Origin of the sequence: Micromonospora sp. DT44 (assembly GCF_049841635.1) — a bacterium.
Lineage (GTDB): Bacteria > Actinomycetota > Actinomycetes > Mycobacteriales > Micromonosporaceae > Micromonospora.
Genome location: NZ_JBNCKS010000040.1, coordinates 42,528 through 58,589, shown reverse-complemented (window position 1 = coordinate 58,589; position 16,062 = coordinate 42,528). Strand labels below are relative to the sequence as shown.

Sequence of the window (16,062 nt, the reverse complement as noted above, 5' to 3'; positions counted from 1 at the left end):
CCGGGTATCTGGCGGACATGACCGATCTCTACCCGCCCGCCGACGACCGCGAACTGCTCCGCCAGGCCGCCGCCGCGCACACCGCCGCCACCCGCCAGGTGGAGGCGTTCCTGCGCCGGCTCCCGGAGGTGCCCGACCCGGCCGACGTCACCGAGTACGCCAACCTGCTCACCCGCGAGGATCAGACCCGGGGCGAGCGCGACGCCGCCGCCGACGCGGCAGGGCTGACCATCAGCAGCCTGGAGCCCGACCAGGGCCAGTAGGACGCGACGACGGCGCCGACCCGAACCGGGTCGGCGCCGTCACGTACGGCCGCGCTCAGCGTTCCACGAGCGGATCGTGCCCGAGGTCGAGCAACGAGTGCCGCCACTCGTCGTCGGCGTTGCCGCGCCGGGGCTTGGCGTCCATCAGCTCGCGGATCCGCTCGACCGCCTCGCGCATCACCTCGATGTCCTCCGGCGTGAGGTCGACCTTGCGCTTGTTGAGCACCTTGAGGATCTCCCGCCCCGGCTGGGGCAGATCCAGGTCCGGGTTCGGGCTGAACGACTCCTCCCCCGATCCCCGGGTCAACAGCCAGGTGCGCAGCTGCTCCGACGGGACGTTGACCTCGGCGTGGAAGTCCTCCCAGAGCACTTCCACCTCGGGGTCGAGCCGCGTGTCGCGTACCATCACGTCTCCTCTCGCGTCTCCGGGTCGTCCTGGTCGGTCTTGGGGTGCAGGCCCTCGGCTGGTACCCGCGTCCGGCGTGGATTCGCGGTCGGGGGCGCCAGGATCGGGTCGGGGTGCTCGTCCGCGTCCTCGTGCGGCTCGTCGTGGTCCTCGCGTCCCGCCGACCCGCTCATCGTGGGTGTGTTGTCGTGGCGGCGGTGTAGCCCCGCTCGCCCGCGGTCACGTCGAAGGTGAGTTGCCCGTCGCGGGCGTCCACGACGACCTTCTGGCCGGGTGAGATCGCCGACTCGAGCAGCATCCGGGACAGGTGGTTGTCGACCTCGCGCTGGATCACCCGGCGCAGCGGACGGGCGCCGAACTCCGGCTGGTAGCCGTGCTCGGCGAGCCAGTCCACCCCGGCGGTGGTGAACTCGACCTGGATGTCCTGGGCGTGCATCCGGCGGCGGGTCTCCTCCAGCAGCAGCGCGGTGATGTCGCGCAACTGCTCGGCCTCCAGCCGACGGAAGATGATGATCTCGTCGATGCGGTTGAGGAACTCCGGGCGGAAGTTCTCCTGCAGGCGGCGCATCAACCTCTCGCGCAGCTCGTCGTTCTCCTGCTCGCTGCCGGGCGCGCCGGTGCCGAAGCCGACGGCACGCTGGGTGCCGGTGATCAGCTCGGAGCCGAGGTTGCTCGTCATGATCAGGACGGTGTTCTTGAAGTTCACCGTACGGCCCTGACTGTCGGTGAGCCGCCCGTCGTCGAGCACCTGGAGCAGGATGTTGAACACGTCCGGGTGCGCCTTCTCGATCTCGTCGAGCAGCACCACCGCGTACGGGCGACGCCGTACCGCCTCGGTGAGCTGGCCGGCCTCCTCGTAGCCGACGTACCCGGGTGGGGCGCCGACCAGCCGGCTCACCGTGTGCCGCTCCTGGAACTCGCTCATGTCCACCCGGACCATGCGGTCCGCCTCGCCGAACAGCGCCTCGGCCAGGGCCCGGGCCAGCTCGGTCTTGCCGACGCCGGTGGGGCCGAGGAACAGGAAGCTGCCCATCGGACGCTCCGGGTCGGCCAGCCCGGCCCGGGAGCGGCGGACCGCCTCGGCCACCGCGGTGACCGCGTCGTCCTGGCCGACCACCTTCTCGTGCAGGTGACCCTCCAGGCGCAGCAGCCGGTCGCGTTCCTCCTCGGTGAGCTGGCTGACCGGGATACCGGTGGCCCGGGAGACCACCTCGGCGATCTCCTGTGGACCCACCTCGGGCACCTGCGAGGACGACGAGCCGTCCTCGCCGTTGGCCCGCCGGATGTCCCCCTCCAGCTCGGCGATCCGGTCGCGCAGCGCCGAGGCCCGCTCGTACTGCTCGTCGGTGACGGCCTGCTCCTTGTCGCGGCGTACGTCGTCGAGCTCCTGTTCCAGCTCCCGTACGTCGGACGCCGGGGTACGGGTGCGCAGCCGCACGCGCGCGCCGGCCTGATCGATCAGGTCGATGGCCTTGTCCGGCAGGAACCGGTCGGTGACGTACCGGTCGGACAGCTCGGCGGCGGTGACCAGCGCCTCGTCGGTGAAGCGCACCTGGTGGTGCGCCTCGTACCGGTCCCGCAGTCCGCGCAGGATGGCGATGGTGTCGTCGACGCTGGGCTCGGGCACCAGCACCGGCTGGAAGCGCCGGGCCAGCGCGGCGTCCTTCTCGATGCTCTTGCGGTACTCGTCAAGCGTGGTCGCGCCGATCACCCGCAGCTCGCCCCGCGCCAGGGCGGGCTTGAGCATGTTGGACGCGTCCATCCCGCCCTCGCTGCCCGCGCCACCCGCGCCGACCAGGGTGTGGATCTCGTCCATGAAGATGATCAGCTCGTCCCGGTGCGCCCGGATCTCGTCGATCACCTTCTTGAGGCGTTCCTCGAAGTCACCCCGGTAACGGGTGCCGGCGACCAGGCCGGCGAGGTCGAGTTGGACGACCCGCTTGCCCAGCAGGGTCTGCGGCACGTCGCCGTCGCAGATCCGCTCGGCCAACCCCTCGACGATGGCGGTCTTGCCGACACCGGCCTCGCCGATCAGCACCGGATTGTTCTTGGTCCGCCGGGACAGGATCTCCACGGCCTGCTCGATCTCGTCGGCCCGTCCGATCACCGGGTCGATCTGGTCGTTGCGGGCCAGGTCGGTGAGGTCCTGGCCGTACTGGTCGAGGGTGGGCGTACCCCGGTCCGGCTTCGGTCCGTTCATCGGGCCGCGTTCGGCGTTGGCGGCCTGCAACGACTCGGGTTGGATCCGTCCGGCGGCCAGCATCCGCCCGGCCGGCGACTCGGGGTTGAGCGGCAGGGCCATCAGGATGTGCTCGGGGCCGATGTAGTTCGCGCCCATCGCCCGGGACAGCTGGTGGGCGTCGAGCAGCGCCCGCTTGGCCGCCGGGGTCAGTGACAGGTTCGGCGGCACCTCGCCGCGCGGCGCGCCGTCGCCCTTGCCGCCGAGCGCGTTGAGCAGGGTGTCCGGGTCGGCGCCGGCCCGGCGAACCAGGTCGCGCAGCGGTTCGCGTTGCAGCGCGGCCCAGAGCAGGTGGTCGGTGTCCAGGTCGTTGCTCTGCCGCTGCGCGGCGCGACGGGCCGCGTCGGCCAGCATCTCCCGCGCGTCGGCGGTCATCAGTCGGGTGATGTCGACCCGGTGCGGCGGTCGGCGTCCTCCCTCGCCCCGGCCGAAGTACCGAGCCAGGAACTCGTCCCACGGGTCGGAGCCGAGATCACCGGGTCCCATATTGTCTCTCCTCCGCAGTCGGGCGCGGCACGGTCGGCAGGGGCTACCCGGCACCCGGCCCGACAAACGCCGCAGGCGGTGTCGCACCTCGCCGTGGAGTGGCGTCCGGCCGGTTCGGGCCGGTGGTGGCAGGCTGGCGGCATGACGGAGAACCCACTGCTGATCGTGGACGGCGCCAACGTGGTGGGCTCCCGCCCCAACGGGTGGTGGCGGGACCGGGCCGGGGCCGCCGCCCGCCTGCGGGACGCCCTCGCGCCGGTGGCCGCCGAGGGGCTGTCCGCCCGGTTGACGGCACCGGTCGACGTGGTGCTCGTGGTCGAGGGCGCGGCGCGGGACGTGCCCGGCATCGACGAGGTCCGAGTGGTCTCCGCCCCCGGCTCGGGTGACGACACGGTGGTCGAGCTGGTGCGGGCGGCCCCGCAGCGCCGCCGGCTGGTGGTCACCGCCGACCGGGAGCTACGCGAGCGGGTCACCGCCCTGGGCGCCGAGGTGTACGGCCCCCGCTGGCTCCGCGAAAGCTGAAGGGTTCTCGCACTGGGACTCCCACAGAACGGACTCCCGGCACTTCACGGGGGTTAACGGTCAGGCGGGCATCAACACCGCCAGGGCGGATGTTCTCCCGGGAACGCCGGTAGGCTCTAATGGAGATCTCCCCGCCCCCAGGAGGTTCCGCCGTGGCGAGCGTCGCCGAGCTGAAGGCTGCCATCGATGTCGCCCTCCAACAGATCGGTGACGGGCAGACAGCCGTCCAGGCGGCGGGTGAGAAGCTGGCCGAGGCGCAACAGACCCTGGCCGGCGCGCTGGAGGGCAGCGGCCACGAGACGGTCGAGGCGGCCCAGGCCTCGCTGACACAGGCCAGCCAGGAGTTGGAGGAGTGTCTCGCCGCGACACTTGTCGCGGTGGAGCAGGCCCAGCTCTACGTCTCCACCCTGTAGGCCGACATGTCCATCATCGAGGACATCGGCGGCCAGGTCCGCGCGGCCAGCGAGGAGTTCCCGGTGGGTCTGCTCGGTCAGGCCCTGGAGAAGTTCGGCCTGGCCGCCGAGCGGCTGCGTTGGGTCCGCCAGGAGTCGGCCAACCCGATGGGGGTGCCCGAGCTGTCCGCCGCCACCGAGCACGCCGAGAGCGCGAACTACGCGCTTCGGGTGGCGCAGGAGCAGCTGTCGGCGTACCTGGTCGCGATCGGGTTGGCCGCCGACGGCGCCCCGGCGCCCCGGCCGCAGCAGCGCGACCAGCGTCACGACGAAGCGCCGCCGGCCGCGCCCACCACCGTGGCGCCGGAGCGGCCCGAACAGGTACGGATGCGTCGCTGGTGGTCCGTGCGGGTGGCGGAGCTGACCGGCGGGCGCGACGCCGACGCGGACGAGCCCGACGAGCGGCTACGCGACTCGGCGGAGCTGCTGCGCCGGGTCGTGGGCGGCGTACGCGCCGGTGACCGCGACCGACTGCGGACCGAGCTTCGCCGCGCGCCGGCCGACGTGGGCCTCGGCTTGGCGGCGCTCGCGCCACCGTTGCTGCGCGAGCTGGCCGGTGAGCTGCTGGGGCACCCGCCCCGCGCCAGCGACCTCGGCCGGCTTCGCGGGGAACTGGACGGCCGGGTACGGGACCTGCTGCCCGGGCTGCCACCGCCGGTGCTGGAGACGTTGCTGACCCGGGTGTGCCGGATGCCGCCGCCACGCTCGTCCGGGGAGCCGCCGCACGCCGCCGACTCGGCCGTGGCCGCCGGGGTGACGGCCGGGCTGCTGCTCGCCCGGCTGGGCCGGGACCTGCCCACGGGAACGCCGCAGGCCGCCGCCGAGCCGAACACGGGCCCGACGTCACGCCGCGACGACAAGCACACCGGTGGTCCGCCTTCCGGCGCGGCGAGTGGGCAGGCGTCGGGTGGGGTCGTGCCGCCGCGCACGGGCAGCCCGTGGCGGGACGCGCCGGCTCGCCGGGGCTCCGATGGCTGACCGGCGCGGGCAGCTCGCCGCCCGGGTCCGGGACTCCCTCGCCGAGGCGCTGGGCGCCACCCGTACCCGGCTGTCGGCCGCGCAGGCCGACCTGAGTGCCGGGCGCGAGCGGCTCGCCCGGGTCCGCCGGGCCGCCGCCGGCGTACCCGAGCGGGTGGGCGGCCAACGCGACCGCCGCCTCGCCGAGATCGACGCCCGGCACGCCACCCGCATCGCGGAGCTGGCCCGCCACGCCGCCGACGCCGCCCGCCAGGAGGCGCCCGGCTGCGCCGGCGCCGACTGGCCGGGCTGGACGCCCACGCCCCTGCGCCGGGCCGAGCCACCCGGCGCGCTGCGGGTCGGCACGGTCCGGCTCGACGACGCCGAGCCGGTGCCCGCGCTGGTGCCGCTGCTCGACGCCGGGCACGTCCACCTGTCCGGCGACGACCGCGCCGGCTGCGACGCCGTGGTGTCCGCGCTGCTGCTGCGGGCCGTCGGCCGCGCCGGCCCCGGTGGGGTACGACTGATCGGGTACGACCCGGAGCACCTCGGCGGGGGCCTGGCCGGATTCGCGCCCCTGGTCACGGCGGGGCTGCTCACCTTCGTCGGCCCCGGCGGACTGGGCCCGCTCCTGGACGACCTGGTCGAACAGATCCGGCGGATCAACGAGACGGTGCTGGCCGGCGAGTACGGGTCCCTGCGGGAGCTGGCCTCGGCGACCGGCCGTCGCCCCGAGCCGTGGCGGGTGGCGGTGCTGCTCGGCGGCGACGAGTTGAACCGGCACGAGCGCGGGCAGCTCGACCGGGTGGTTCGTGCCGGCGCGGCCTGCGGGGTGCATCTGGTGGTCCGTGGCGTGTCACTGCCCGACGACCCGACGGTGACGCGGGTGGTGGCGGACGCGTCGGGCGCCCGGATCGGCGGCCCGTCTGGCCTGTCGGTGCGACTGGACCCGCCGCCGCCGGCGACGCTGGTCACCGAGACCTGCCGCGAGGTCGCCGCCCAGGTGAACGCCGGCCCGCCGCCGACACCGTTCGGCGACCTGTTGCCGCCGCCGGAGATGATGTGGCGGGAGAACTCGGCGGACGGCCTGACCGTGCCGATCGGCGAGGGACCGCAGGGTCGGCCGGTACGCCTGACGCTCGCCGACTATCCGCCGCACGCCCTCATCGGAGGGCCGTCCGGCACCGGTAAGACGAACCTGATCTTCGCGTGGATCGGCGCGCTGGCGGCCCGCTACTCCCCCGCCGAGCTGGAGTTCTATCTGCTGGACTTCAAGGAGGGCGTGTCCTTCGCCCGGTTCGCGCAGGGCCGGCGTGACCCGAGCTGGCTGCCGCACATGCGCCTGGTCGGGATCAACGTCAACACCGACCGGGAGTTCGGGCTGGCGCTGCTGCGCTTCCTCGCCGAGGAGCTGCGGCGGCGGGCCGACGCGGCCAAGAAACACGAGGTCACCAAGCTCGCCGAGCTGCGCGCGGTGGACCCGACCGGGCACTGGCCGCGGATCGTCGCGGTGGTCGACGAGTTCCAGATGCTGCTGGCCGGCCGTGACGTGGTGGCCCGGGAGGCCGCCGACCTGCTGGAGGACCTGGCCCGCCGCGGCCGGTCGCAGGGCATCCACCTGGTGCTCGCCTCCCAGGACGTCCGGGGCATCGAGGCGCTGTGGGGGCGTCCCGCGCTGGTGGCGCAGTTCGCCCTACGGATCGCGCTGCCCAAGGCGTTGCGGATCCTCGCCGAACGCAACGACGCCGCGCAGTCACTGCCCCGCTGGCACGCGGTGGTCAACGCCGAGTCGGGCATGGTCGAGGGCAACGAGGTCGCCCGGATCCCGGCCGCCAGCGACTGGGAGACGTGGAGCGGCCTGCAGCACCGCCTGTGGCGGATGCGCCCGCCGGACGCGGCCCCGGCGCGGCTCTTCGACGGTGACGCGATCCCCCAGCTCACCGATGCCCCCGACTTCCGGGCCCTCGAAGCCCCGGCGGACGGCCGCGCGCCGCGCAACCCGGTGGCCCTGCTGGGCGAGATCATCGACGTGCAGGCGCGTTCGGCGTCGCTGCGGCTGCCCCGCGCGCCCGGGCGCAACCTGGCGGTGCTCGGCACGCGGGTGGACGAGGCGTGCGCGGTGCTGGACGCGGCGGCCCGGTCACTGGCGCGCCAGCACCCGCCGGGCACCGCCCGCTTCTCGATCGCCTGCCTCGACCCGGACGCCGACGGCATGGCCCGGGCGCTCTACGAAGACCTGGCCGACGACGCCGCCTGGTACGACGAGGAGACGGTCGGCGAGTTGATGTCCGAGACGGCCGACGGGTTGTCCAGCGCGGGCAGCCCGCACTACCTGCTGCTGTTCGCGGTCGACGCGGCGGCCGGCACCCTCGCGGCGCGCACGGGCCGGCGCACGGGCCTGGAGCAGTTGCGCCGGATCCTGCACGACGGACCGGAGCGGCGTACCCACGTGCTGGCCTGGTGGCGGGGCGTGGCACGGATGCGCGCCGACCTGGGTGGTCCCGCCGCCCGTACCGACCAGATCGGGGCCTGGGTGGCGTTGGACGCGCACGGCGGCGAGCTGGGCGCGTCGCTCTATCCGGGCACCGGCGGCCCGGACTGGTATCCCCGCCCGTGGCGCGGGCTCTTCTTCGACCGGGCCGTGCACCGCACCGGTCACGTGATCATCCCGTATGGACCGTCGCGATGAACGAGCCGGTGGCCAGTGAGACGTACACGGCGCAGCTACGACGGCTCGCCGAGCTGACCGCGCGGGTGCGCGAGCAGCGCGCCGAGGCGCACACCTGGTACGAGCGGCAGTGCGCCGCGGCCGAGCGGGCGGTCGACGAGGCCGTCGCCGAGGTGCGGCGTGCCGAGCAGGAGCTGGTCGACGCCCGCGAGGAGCAGGAACGGGTGGACGCCGAGGTGGCGCACCTGTGGCAGCAGGCCCGTGCCCGGCTGGGCGCCCGTCGCATCGGCGGACCGCCCGTGCCGGCGAACGGCAGTGCCCCCGCCGACCCGGCGTTGCTGCTCGGCCGGGTCCGTGACCTGCTGGACCGGGCCGGGCAGCCGGGTGAGCTGCCGGGCTCGGTCAACCCGCTGCTGGCGCTGTGCGGGGTGGGCGGCGCGGTGCTCGGGTACGCGCTGGGCGTCGCCGCGCGGGCGCTCGGCGTCGGGTACGGCGGCGACCTGGCTGTCGGCCTGCCGGTCCTGGCGCTGGTGGTGACGCTGCTCGGGCCACTGATGGGGCTCGCGCCGGCGCGGGCGCTAGCCGATCGCCGGCACGCGATGCTCGGCCCTCGACCGATCATGGTGGTGCTCGGCGCCGGACTGGCCACAACAGTGCTGCTGCTGGCGCTCGGCCGCTGACCGCGCCGGTCGCGGAACGCACCCCTCGACGCCCCGGCCCGCGCGGCCGCGTCCGCGGCATGATCGACTCGGTCTCCCGGAAACCGGGCCTTCCGTGCCGCCGGGACAGCGCGACATCCCGGACACCGAGTCGATCAACCGGCCGAAGCGCCCTCAGGCCGGTATCAGGACGGCTTCGCGCAGGAGGCGGCGGGCCAGGGTGACCCGGTCGGCATCGTCGGGCAGGCCCGGTAGGTCGCCGACCCGGACGGCGGCGCCGCCAAGCAGCGCGCGGGTCGCCGGCTCGCAGTCGGCGGGCAGCGTGATCGTGCGGTCGAACAGCCGGAGCGCCACCTGGCCATCCCCGTGCGGCGCGAGCTGCCACCGCAGGCCCGGCCGCAGGACGAGCCGGGAGTCGGCGTCCAGCGTGGCCAGCGCGCCAGCCTGGGCGAGTGGACGGATCGGTGCCGGGCGGGCCGCCGGCCAGGCGCGCTGGCGCAGCCGCGCGGCGACCGCGCCCGGGTCGGCCCGCAGCAGCCAGTCGCGCAGCGCCTCCACGGTCTCGGTCAGCTCCGGCTCGATGGCGTCCGGGTCAGCGACGTCGGTGCCGAACGGCAGGCTGGCCCGTAGCCGCTGGTCCTCGGCGGCCAGCGCGAGCAGTTCCTCGACGAGCGCGTAGCGGGTCAACGCGCGGATGCCCACGGTCAGGTGCAGCGAGCTGGCCTCCTGCGCCTGGGCGCTGTGCAGCCACCCGCGCGGCAGGTAGAGCGCGTCGCCGGGCGCGAGCACCACGTCCAGCGCGGCGGAACCCTGCCCGGTGGCGCCGACCTCGTCGGCGCGGCCGCCCCACGGCTGCTTCTCCAGCGGGTCGGGCAGCACCGGCGGGTGGATCCGCCAGTGCTTGCGGCCATCCACCTGGAGTACGAACACGTCGTGGGTGTCGTAGTGGGTGGCGAAGCCCTGGCTACCCGCCGGGGTGAGGTAGGCGTTGACCTGCAACGGCTGACGCAGCGCGAGGCCCAGGTCGCGGGCGAAGTCCACGAGCGGCGGCCAGATCCGGTGCAGGCCCTGCAACACCAGGGTGGCACCACCCGCGTACTGCTCGAGGATCCGCTCGTCGAGCACCTGGTCGCCGATCTCGGCGCCGGCCCCGCCGCCGCCGGTCCAGCGGGCCGCCGGCACGAGCTGTCCGTCCTTGGCGACGCGCAGGAAAGGGGTACGCAGACCGCGCCGGCTGAGCAGCTCGTCGGCATCGTCCGGGCTGAACAGGTCGGTGAACCCGGCCGGGTCGGGCAGCTCGGCGGCGCGGGACAGCAGCGGGGTGTGGCCCCAGTGCGCGGCGGCGAACTTGGCGGGCTCGACTGAGACGCAGCGCGCCAGCGCGGCGACGGCGCTCGTCGCGGCGGGTACGCGGTCGGGGGCCACGGACGAAACCGCCGGGCGGCCGTGGCCGCCCGGCGGGTCGAGGTACGTCATGACGTGCCGCTACCGGGCGCTGCCGTCAGCGCCACCGTCCTGGTGACCCGGGGTCGCGCCACCGTCGGCCGGACCCTCCGCGCCACCATCGGCGCCACCATCCTGGTGACCCGGGGTCGCACCGCCGTCGGCCGGACCCTCCGCGCCACCGTCCGCGCCACCATCCTGGTGACCCGGGGTCGCACCGCCGTCGGCCGGACCCTCCAGGCCGCCGCCGCCCGTGGTCTGCATGTCATCGTCGTTGAGTGCCATCGGTACTCCCTCGGGTGTGCCGCCCCGCCGTACGCCGGGGTCCGTCGTGCTGCGGGTGGTACCCCACGCGCGATCTTCTCTAACCCACACCGTAGACGCCGAACCGGGACGACACGGTCGGTTCGCGGGCGGCGGCGGAGAGTGCCAGGATGGGGCGGTGATCCTGGTGGGCACGTCGGGCTGGCAGTACCGGGACTGGCGGGGCCGCTTCTACCCGCAGGGGCTGCCGCAGCGTCTCTGGTTGGAGCACTTCGCGTCGGGCTTCGCCACCGTCGAGGTCAACAACGCGTTCTACCGACTGCCGGAACGCGAGACGTTCGCGGCGTGGCGGGAACGGACTCCGGCCGACTTCTGCGTGGCGGTCAAGATGAGCCGCTACCTCACCCACATCAAACGTCTGCGGGAGCCGGCCGAGCCCGTGGCACGGTTCCTCGGCCGGGCCACCGCCCTCGGCGACCGACTCGGCCCGGTGCTGCTGCAACTGCCACCGAACCTGCGGGCGGACGTCGAGGCGCTCGACGCGACGCTGCGGCTGTTCCCGCAGGACGTACGGGTGGCGGTGGAGCCCCGGCACCCGTCGTGGTGGACCGACGCCACCCGGGCCGTCCTGGAACGGCGGCGGGCGGCGCTGGTGTGGGCGGATCGCCTCGGTCGACCGGTGGCCCCGCGCTGGCGAACCACCGACTTCGGCTACCTGCGGCTGCACGAGGGGCGGGCCCGGCCGTGGCCGCACTACGGGCGTACCGCGCTCGGCTCGTGGGTCCGCCGGCTCGCCGACGCGTTCGACGCGGACGAGCCGGCGTACGTCTATTTCAACAACGACCCCGGCGGCGCCGCGGTCACCGACGCCGTCGCGTTCGCGGCGCTGGCCCGCGGGGCCGGCCACCCGGTGTCCCGGGTGCCGTCCCCGCCGGACAGCGCCGCTCCATAGGCCCGTCTCAGGGCAGCATCATGGCGAGATCCTTGGGCATGGTGTCCTTCACGTCCTGCCACTCGCCCTGGGTGACGTGCCGGCGCAGGGTGTCGAGCACCACCTGCGTCACCCGCTCCGCGCCGCCCTCGGCGTCGTACGGGAAGCCCTGGCGGACCTCGTAGAGAAAGTCGTCGCGGTTGAGCTTGATCGGCACGTCCGACGGGTTCCAGCCGTCGAAGTAGATCCCCCGGACCAGCACGGGCAACTGCTGGGCGAACTCGACGCTCTCGTTCACCGGCAACCGGTCCCGCAGCAGGTGCAGCACCGTGCGCAGCGCCGCGTACGACTGGTTGCGCCGCTCCTTGGGCCACCCGTACGCGTCCTCGATGTCCTTGAGGATCAGATTGGTCTTGTCCAGCGAACTCTCGAACGCGGAGATCATCGCGTCAGGCATCGGTCGACCCCCGTTCCGTGGCTTCCCAGCGTCGCTCGTCGGTACGTCGCGGCGGTCCCACGGGACCGCGCCGGGCGCGTACCGGGCTGCCCTGCGGGGCGCGTCGGGCGTTTTCCGCCGTGCCGACCACGTGCAGGACGGCACCGCGCCGTCGATCCGTCACCAGTCGAACCGTCATTCCCCGTCACCTCCGTGTCGTCTCCGGCCGTCGGGCGGCCGTAACCACCGTGCCCACCCTGCCGGGCGAGCGGGTGAGCCGGCCCCACCCGGATCGGGTGAGACGGGCGGGTTCAACAGGTCTGGCCTGCTCGTATGGAAGCGACGAACGCCGCCCACGCGTCCTTGTCGACGACGATTTGCTGGCTGGGCCGCTGCGAGCTGCGGACGATCCGGTTGAGGTCGGCGTCGATAGCCACCTCGACGCAGTTCGGGCCGGAGGCGTCACACTGGTTCGGCCCTACGAACGTGAGCTCGTCCATATCCATCCTCCCTGTGTTCGGCAGGTCGTCGGCGAGGGGTGGTCCGAGGTGCCACAGGTCGTGGGCAACCAACTGGCCGAACGCGTCCGCCCACAGCCAACACCGCCCCCGGGTGCGGCAGTGGGGACAGCGGCCGTCCACGGGACGGTGCGCAATGATGGTCCGCCACCAGCGAAACGCGAGCGGGGCCCCGGGGTTGAGGTCGGCGTTCACGGACGCTCAGCGACGGTGGCGGCCAGCACGTCGACGCTGACCAGCAGCTCCCAGCAGAACGGTGTGGTGCAGTCCGCCGTGGGCCAACTGCACTCCGGGCCGTGCCCGTACACCCAGGCGAAGCGGGGGTCGTGGGAGTCGTGGACGGACACGATGACGATGTCGTGAGAGGTCTGGCCCTCGATGCCGGGACTGGGCTGCCACTCGGTGGGCCGCACCGACACCCGGGTGCCGGCAGGGGGATACCTGCGGGCGGTCACCGGGCCGTCCCGTCATTGCCGCCCGCACGGCGATGCGCCTGAGCGACGGTTCGAGCGTGGGCCAGGAGCCGCTGCTTGGCCTTCGCCTGCTCGGCTGCCTGGATGCGCTGGCCGGTGCCGGGCAGGACGGGTGGTGGGGTGGGCGTGAGTAGCCGCCGCAGCCGTTGGACGATGTGCACCATGTCGCCTCCCCAGATCGAGGGCACGACGACGTCGCAGTCAATCCGCGCCCAACTCGGTAACCAGGGACGCTATGTACGACCACGCAACGCGATGGGGACGGACTATCCCCCTGGCACGGTTACCCCTCCACGCCAATAGCGAGGGCCAGCTCCCGCGCGTCCTCCCCTACCGTCCCGGGACGCGAGGACAGCTCGAAGGCGGCGGTCCGCGAGTACGGGTTGTGTCGGACGGTGTCGACGCTCTCGCGGAGCGCGCGACCGAGCAGGTGCACAGCAGCAACTTCCTCGCGGCGCAGCAGGTGAGCCCGGGCGGCCTCGATCAGGTGGCCAGCTCGACGGGTACGCGACGGCAGCGCGGAGTAGTTCGTCGAGTCGGCACGTCGCACTGCCTCCCCGGCGCGGCACAGGTCCGTCTCCAGCGTCACCGCGTACGCGGAGCAGGCGGCAGGGCCGAACATGAGCCACGGGTGGACATAGCCTGCCCCTAGACGGCTAGCGGCAGCGTCAGCGGCGTCCCAGGCACGCCACGCCTGCCCGTCCCGACCGGCCTTCGCGTGGCCGAGCGCACGGCCCAGTTGAAGCTGCGCCCACCGTGCGTACTGCTCGGTGCCCACCTCCCTGTCGACGAGCCGTTCCGCGTCGACCAGCACCATCTCGGCCGCGTCGACCTGGTTCGCCGAGCGGTACACGTGTGCGTAGTACCACGCGGCCGCCGCGATCGCGTTCGGGTCGTCGGCGTCCTGTGCGGCGCTCATAGCCCGGTCGGCAGCCAGCCACACCAGCTCCGGATAGGGCTGGTGGGCGAGGAACAGCTGAGCCAGGTGGTAGACGCGGGCCAACTCAGCCAGCGCAGCCCGCCGCTCAGTGCCGCCGAGTCGTTTCGCCGATCGGCGGACGTCGTCGAGCAGCCCAGGCAACACCGCGGCGACGGCGGTCCGTTCGGTAGTGGACCGGTGCCACAGCTTCCACGCCTGGTCGACCAGGCCACGCAGGACGTCCACGGTCGTCGGTTCGCCCCCGGCGACGGTCGTGCGCTGCATGGCGGCCGCGACGCCGTTCAAGGCCGGATGACCCGCCCGAGTCACCGACGCGACCGGTAGGGACTGGTCGCCGGTCAACTCGGCCAGGTCCGAGAGATCGAGAACTTCCGCCAGGCGCAGCAGCATCGGCAGCCGGGGTGTGAGCAGGCGGCCGGATTCCAGCGCCTTGACCCAGTCGGCGCTGCGACCGACGAGACCACCGAGGACAACGCGAGTCTTGCCGGCTCGTTCGCGGTGGGCGCGTAGGCGGGAACCGAAGGACGTTGGCTCGGTCATGGCCGCTCCCAGGTAGAGGACTGGGCGGCGGCACCGCCGGCCTCTACACCAGCGGGGCCACCGCCTCCGACGGTACCGCTGGGCAGCGCGGCCGTCACGCTGCACCACTCTGATCCCGCCGATCCTCTTCGCGTTCAACCAGCCAGGAGGGCCTCCAACTGCTGCCCGCTCTGCTGGGCGTGGTCGCGGTAGGAGATGGCCCAATGACCGCCCCCGCCAGCACGCAGGGTGGTCCGCGTCCGAAGTCCGCAGCGTCGTGAGGGATCACCCCCGTCCGCGCTGTCGGTCCCAGGTGGCCTGATTCTGGAAGAGCTTGGGACTCCGAGAGCCGGCGCGGCGGGAAGGACAGCACCGCCATCCCCGCATGAGGCCGAGGATCGATCCTGGCGAACCGTTCGCCAGTCGGGCGATAGCGGCTATCCGCCGCCTTGTCCGCACCTGTCCGCGGACACCCACCCCGCTAGCCTGTGCCGGTGAGCGACTACGTGCAGGTGTCCACAGCCGCGCCCACCCGCGAGGCGGCAGTGCAGCTAGCCGAAGGAGCAACAGCCGCACGCCTGGCCGCAGGCGCGCAGGTGACAGGTCCGGTCACCGGCGTGTTCTGGCACCTCGGCGAGCAGGGCAACGGCGAGGAGTGGCCGGTGCTGCTGTACACCACAGCCGACCGGTACCCACAGCTGGAGGCGTACCTGATTGACGCCCACCCGTGGGATAACCCGCAGGTCACCGCCGTGCCTGTCCTTCACGGCTCGGCCGCCTACCTCGACTGGGTCAGACGGACGGTCGGGGGCGGTTAGACGCTTCGCGGCCAGCGCCCGCAGCTCAATGACGCAGGTCATGCTGGCGTGTGGCGCTAAGCGGCTGAGGAACGAGGCGGCTCGGTCACGGCGAGCCTGCTCGCCACGTCCCCGATCCGAGGCGCGAACAGCTTGGCGGAGGCACGCAGGTCCTACCCGCTCAGTAAGCCAATGAGTGTTGTCGCGTTCGTCTGCGCGTAGTCGCGGTAACAATTGTTCATGAGGACGTGGGTCTGGCCGGCGGAGTCGGCCAGCTCACGCAGCTTGGGGGCCCAGTCCTTGAGCTCCCGCTTGGAGTAGTGGTAGCCGAACTTCTCGTGGATGTCCTTGCTGGTCCACTTGTCACTGTGGCCGTGAAAGCGCATCACGGCCAGGTGCCCGGTGGCGGCCAGGATCGGGGGCACCGACGAGCGGTGCCCCTGGGGCATGTCCACGCAGACGTACGACAGATCGTGCTCGCGCAGGAACGTCAGCGTCTCGTCGGCGTTGTCGCCGTCGAACCAGGAGGCGTGCCGGAACTCGTAGACCGGTAGCAGCGGGGCGCAGCGCTTCGCCACCTCCAGCAGGTACTGCTTGTTGGCCCGCTTGATCGTGAACCAGGGCGGGAACTGGAACAGCAGCGCGCCCAGCTTGCCCGCCTCCACGAGAGGGTCCAGCGCGGACAGGAAGCGCGTCCACACCTCCTCGTACGCCTGCGCCGGCAGGTCGTCGGGGTAGATGTTCTTCTTGTCGGTCTCCGGTCGCAGGTCCTTGTAGAGCGCGTTGACCCGGGTGGGATGGCCGGTCAGCAGGCTGAACGCCTTGATGTTGAACGTGAATCCGGCCGGCGTGCGGTCGACCCAGAGCCGCGCGGTCGACTCGGCCGGCGGCGAGTAGTAGGTCGCGTCCACCTCGACCAGCGGGAACTGCCGGGCGTAGTACGCGAGGCGTTTCTCAGGGTTGTCCGCCGTCTGGGGATACCAGCCCGAGTCGAGCAGCGTGCGGTCGGTCCAGGACGCGGTGCCCACCAGAATGTCACCCATGGGTGGAGTCCATCGTGTCGCGGACCGACCGGCAACCGCCGCCGTC

General features: G+C 73.1%; 18 protein-coding genes and 1 pseudogene. 8 read left to right on the top strand and 11 right to left on the bottom strand.

Features of this window, described 5'->3' with window-relative positions:
• Window positions 1–17: 17 nt before the first annotated feature.
• The gene (locus tag ACLQ25_RS22525; RefSeq protein ID WP_425732774.1) at window positions 18–263 is read left to right on the top strand and encodes a hypothetical protein; all 246 of its coding nucleotides are present in this window, start codon (window positions 18–20) and stop codon (window positions 261–263) included.
• A gap of 55 nt (window positions 264–318) precedes the next feature.
• On the opposite strand, the gene ACLQ25_RS22520 is transcribed toward ACLQ25_RS22525, so the two are convergent.
• From ACLQ25_RS22520 to ACLQ25_RS22510, 3 genes are read right to left on the bottom strand one after another with little or no spacing between them, the layout of a single operon-like run.
• Window positions 319–669, bottom strand: a complete 351-nt coding sequence (locus ACLQ25_RS22520) for a DUF3140 domain-containing protein (RefSeq protein WP_234582023.1) — start codon at window positions 667–669, stop codon at window positions 319–321.
• On the bottom strand, window positions 669–842 hold the full coding sequence (locus ACLQ25_RS22515) for a hypothetical protein (RefSeq protein WP_425732773.1): 174 nt from the start codon (window positions 840–842) through the stop codon (window positions 669–671). Before ACLQ25_RS22515 ends, ACLQ25_RS22520 begins: the two co-directional genes overlap by 1 nt.
• The gene (locus tag ACLQ25_RS22510) at window positions 839–3,394 is read right to left on the bottom strand and encodes an ATP-dependent Clp protease ATP-binding subunit (RefSeq protein WP_425732772.1); all 2,556 of its coding nucleotides are present in this window, start codon (window positions 3,392–3,394) and stop codon (window positions 839–841) included. Before ACLQ25_RS22510 ends, ACLQ25_RS22515 begins: the two co-directional genes overlap by 4 nt.
• A 141-nt stretch (window positions 3,395–3,535) precedes the next feature.
• Here ACLQ25_RS22510 and ACLQ25_RS22505 point away from each other — a divergent pair, with 141 nt between their 5' ends.
• From ACLQ25_RS22505 to ACLQ25_RS22485, 5 genes are all read left to right on the top strand, one after another.
• Window positions 3,536–3,916 (top strand): hypothetical protein, encoded by a 381-nt coding sequence (locus ACLQ25_RS22505; protein ID WP_425732771.1) that lies wholly within the window; start codon window positions 3,536–3,538, stop codon window positions 3,914–3,916.
• A 152-nt stretch (window positions 3,917–4,068) separates the two neighbouring features.
• Window positions 4,069–4,329, top strand: coding sequence for a hypothetical protein (locus tag ACLQ25_RS22500; RefSeq protein ID WP_007076395.1), 261 nt, complete (start codon window positions 4,069–4,071; stop codon window positions 4,327–4,329).
• A gap of 6 nt (window positions 4,330–4,335) precedes the next feature.
• Entirely contained in the window at window positions 4,336–5,346 is a 1,011-nt protein-coding gene (locus ACLQ25_RS22495; RefSeq protein WP_425732770.1) for a hypothetical protein, read from the top strand.
• Complete coding sequence (locus ACLQ25_RS22490) at window positions 5,339–8,014, top strand: FtsK/SpoIIIE domain-containing protein (RefSeq protein ID WP_425732769.1); 2,676 nt, start codon at window positions 5,339–5,341, stop codon at window positions 8,012–8,014. Before ACLQ25_RS22495 ends, ACLQ25_RS22490 begins: the two co-directional genes overlap by 8 nt.
• Window positions 8,011–8,673 (top strand): hypothetical protein, encoded by a 663-nt coding sequence (locus ACLQ25_RS22485; RefSeq protein ID WP_425732768.1) that lies wholly within the window; start codon window positions 8,011–8,013, stop codon window positions 8,671–8,673. The genes ACLQ25_RS22490 and ACLQ25_RS22485 overlap by 4 nt, the downstream gene beginning before the upstream one ends.
• A gap of 153 nt (window positions 8,674–8,826) precedes the next feature.
• Here the strand turns inward: ACLQ25_RS22485 and ACLQ25_RS22480 are convergent, their stop codons facing one another.
• Window positions 8,827–10,128, bottom strand: a complete 1,302-nt coding sequence (locus ACLQ25_RS22480; protein WP_425732767.1) for a cupin domain-containing protein — start codon at window positions 10,126–10,128, stop codon at window positions 8,827–8,829.
• A gap of 15 nt (window positions 10,129–10,143) precedes the next feature.
• Window positions 10,144–10,380 (bottom strand): annotated as a pseudogene (locus ACLQ25_RS22475) (hypothetical protein); the annotation flags it as partial.
• A 157-nt stretch (window positions 10,381–10,537) separates the two neighbouring features.
• Here ACLQ25_RS22475 and ACLQ25_RS22470 point away from each other — a divergent pair.
• Window positions 10,538–11,311 (top strand): DUF72 domain-containing protein, encoded by a 774-nt coding sequence (locus ACLQ25_RS22470; RefSeq protein WP_425732766.1) that lies wholly within the window; start codon window positions 10,538–10,540, stop codon window positions 11,309–11,311.
• 7 nt (window positions 11,312–11,318) lie between these two features.
• On the opposite strand, the gene ACLQ25_RS22465 is transcribed toward ACLQ25_RS22470, so the two are convergent.
• From ACLQ25_RS22465 to ACLQ25_RS22445, 5 genes are all read right to left on the bottom strand, one after another.
• Window positions 11,319–11,747 (bottom strand): DUF2267 domain-containing protein, encoded by a 429-nt coding sequence (locus tag ACLQ25_RS22465; protein WP_425732765.1) that lies wholly within the window; start codon window positions 11,745–11,747, stop codon window positions 11,319–11,321.
• Window positions 11,748–12,037: 290 nt separating this feature from the next.
• Entirely contained in the window at window positions 12,038–12,439 is a 402-nt protein-coding gene (locus ACLQ25_RS22460; protein ID WP_425732764.1) for a DUF397 domain-containing protein, read from the bottom strand.
• Window positions 12,436–12,699 carry a hypothetical protein gene (locus ACLQ25_RS22455; RefSeq protein WP_425732763.1) on the bottom strand — a complete coding sequence of 88 codons (264 nt, stop codon included), beginning with the start codon at window positions 12,697–12,699 and terminating at the stop codon, window positions 12,436–12,438. The genes ACLQ25_RS22460 and ACLQ25_RS22455 overlap by 4 nt, the downstream gene beginning before the upstream one ends.
• The gene (locus ACLQ25_RS22450; protein ID WP_425732762.1) at window positions 12,696–12,881 is read right to left on the bottom strand and encodes a hypothetical protein; all 186 of its coding nucleotides are present in this window, start codon (window positions 12,879–12,881) and stop codon (window positions 12,696–12,698) included. The genes ACLQ25_RS22455 and ACLQ25_RS22450 overlap by 4 nt, the downstream gene beginning before the upstream one ends.
• 119 nt (window positions 12,882–13,000) lie before the next feature.
• Window positions 13,001–14,197, bottom strand: a complete 1,197-nt coding sequence (locus ACLQ25_RS22445; RefSeq protein ID WP_425732761.1) for a helix-turn-helix domain-containing protein — start codon at window positions 14,195–14,197, stop codon at window positions 13,001–13,003.
• Window positions 14,198–14,670: 473 nt separating this feature from the next.
• Here ACLQ25_RS22445 and cutA point away from each other — a divergent pair, with 473 nt between their 5' ends.
• Window positions 14,671–14,994 (top strand): divalent-cation tolerance protein CutA, encoded by a 324-nt coding sequence (gene cutA / locus ACLQ25_RS22440; protein WP_425732760.1) that lies wholly within the window; start codon window positions 14,671–14,673, stop codon window positions 14,992–14,994.
• 152 nt (window positions 14,995–15,146) lie between these two features.
• Here the strand turns inward: cutA and ACLQ25_RS22435 are convergent, their stop codons facing one another.
• Window positions 15,147–16,016, bottom strand: coding sequence for a DUF72 domain-containing protein (locus ACLQ25_RS22435; RefSeq protein WP_425732759.1), 870 nt, complete (start codon window positions 16,014–16,016; stop codon window positions 15,147–15,149).
• Window positions 16,017–16,062: the final 46 nt, after the last annotated feature.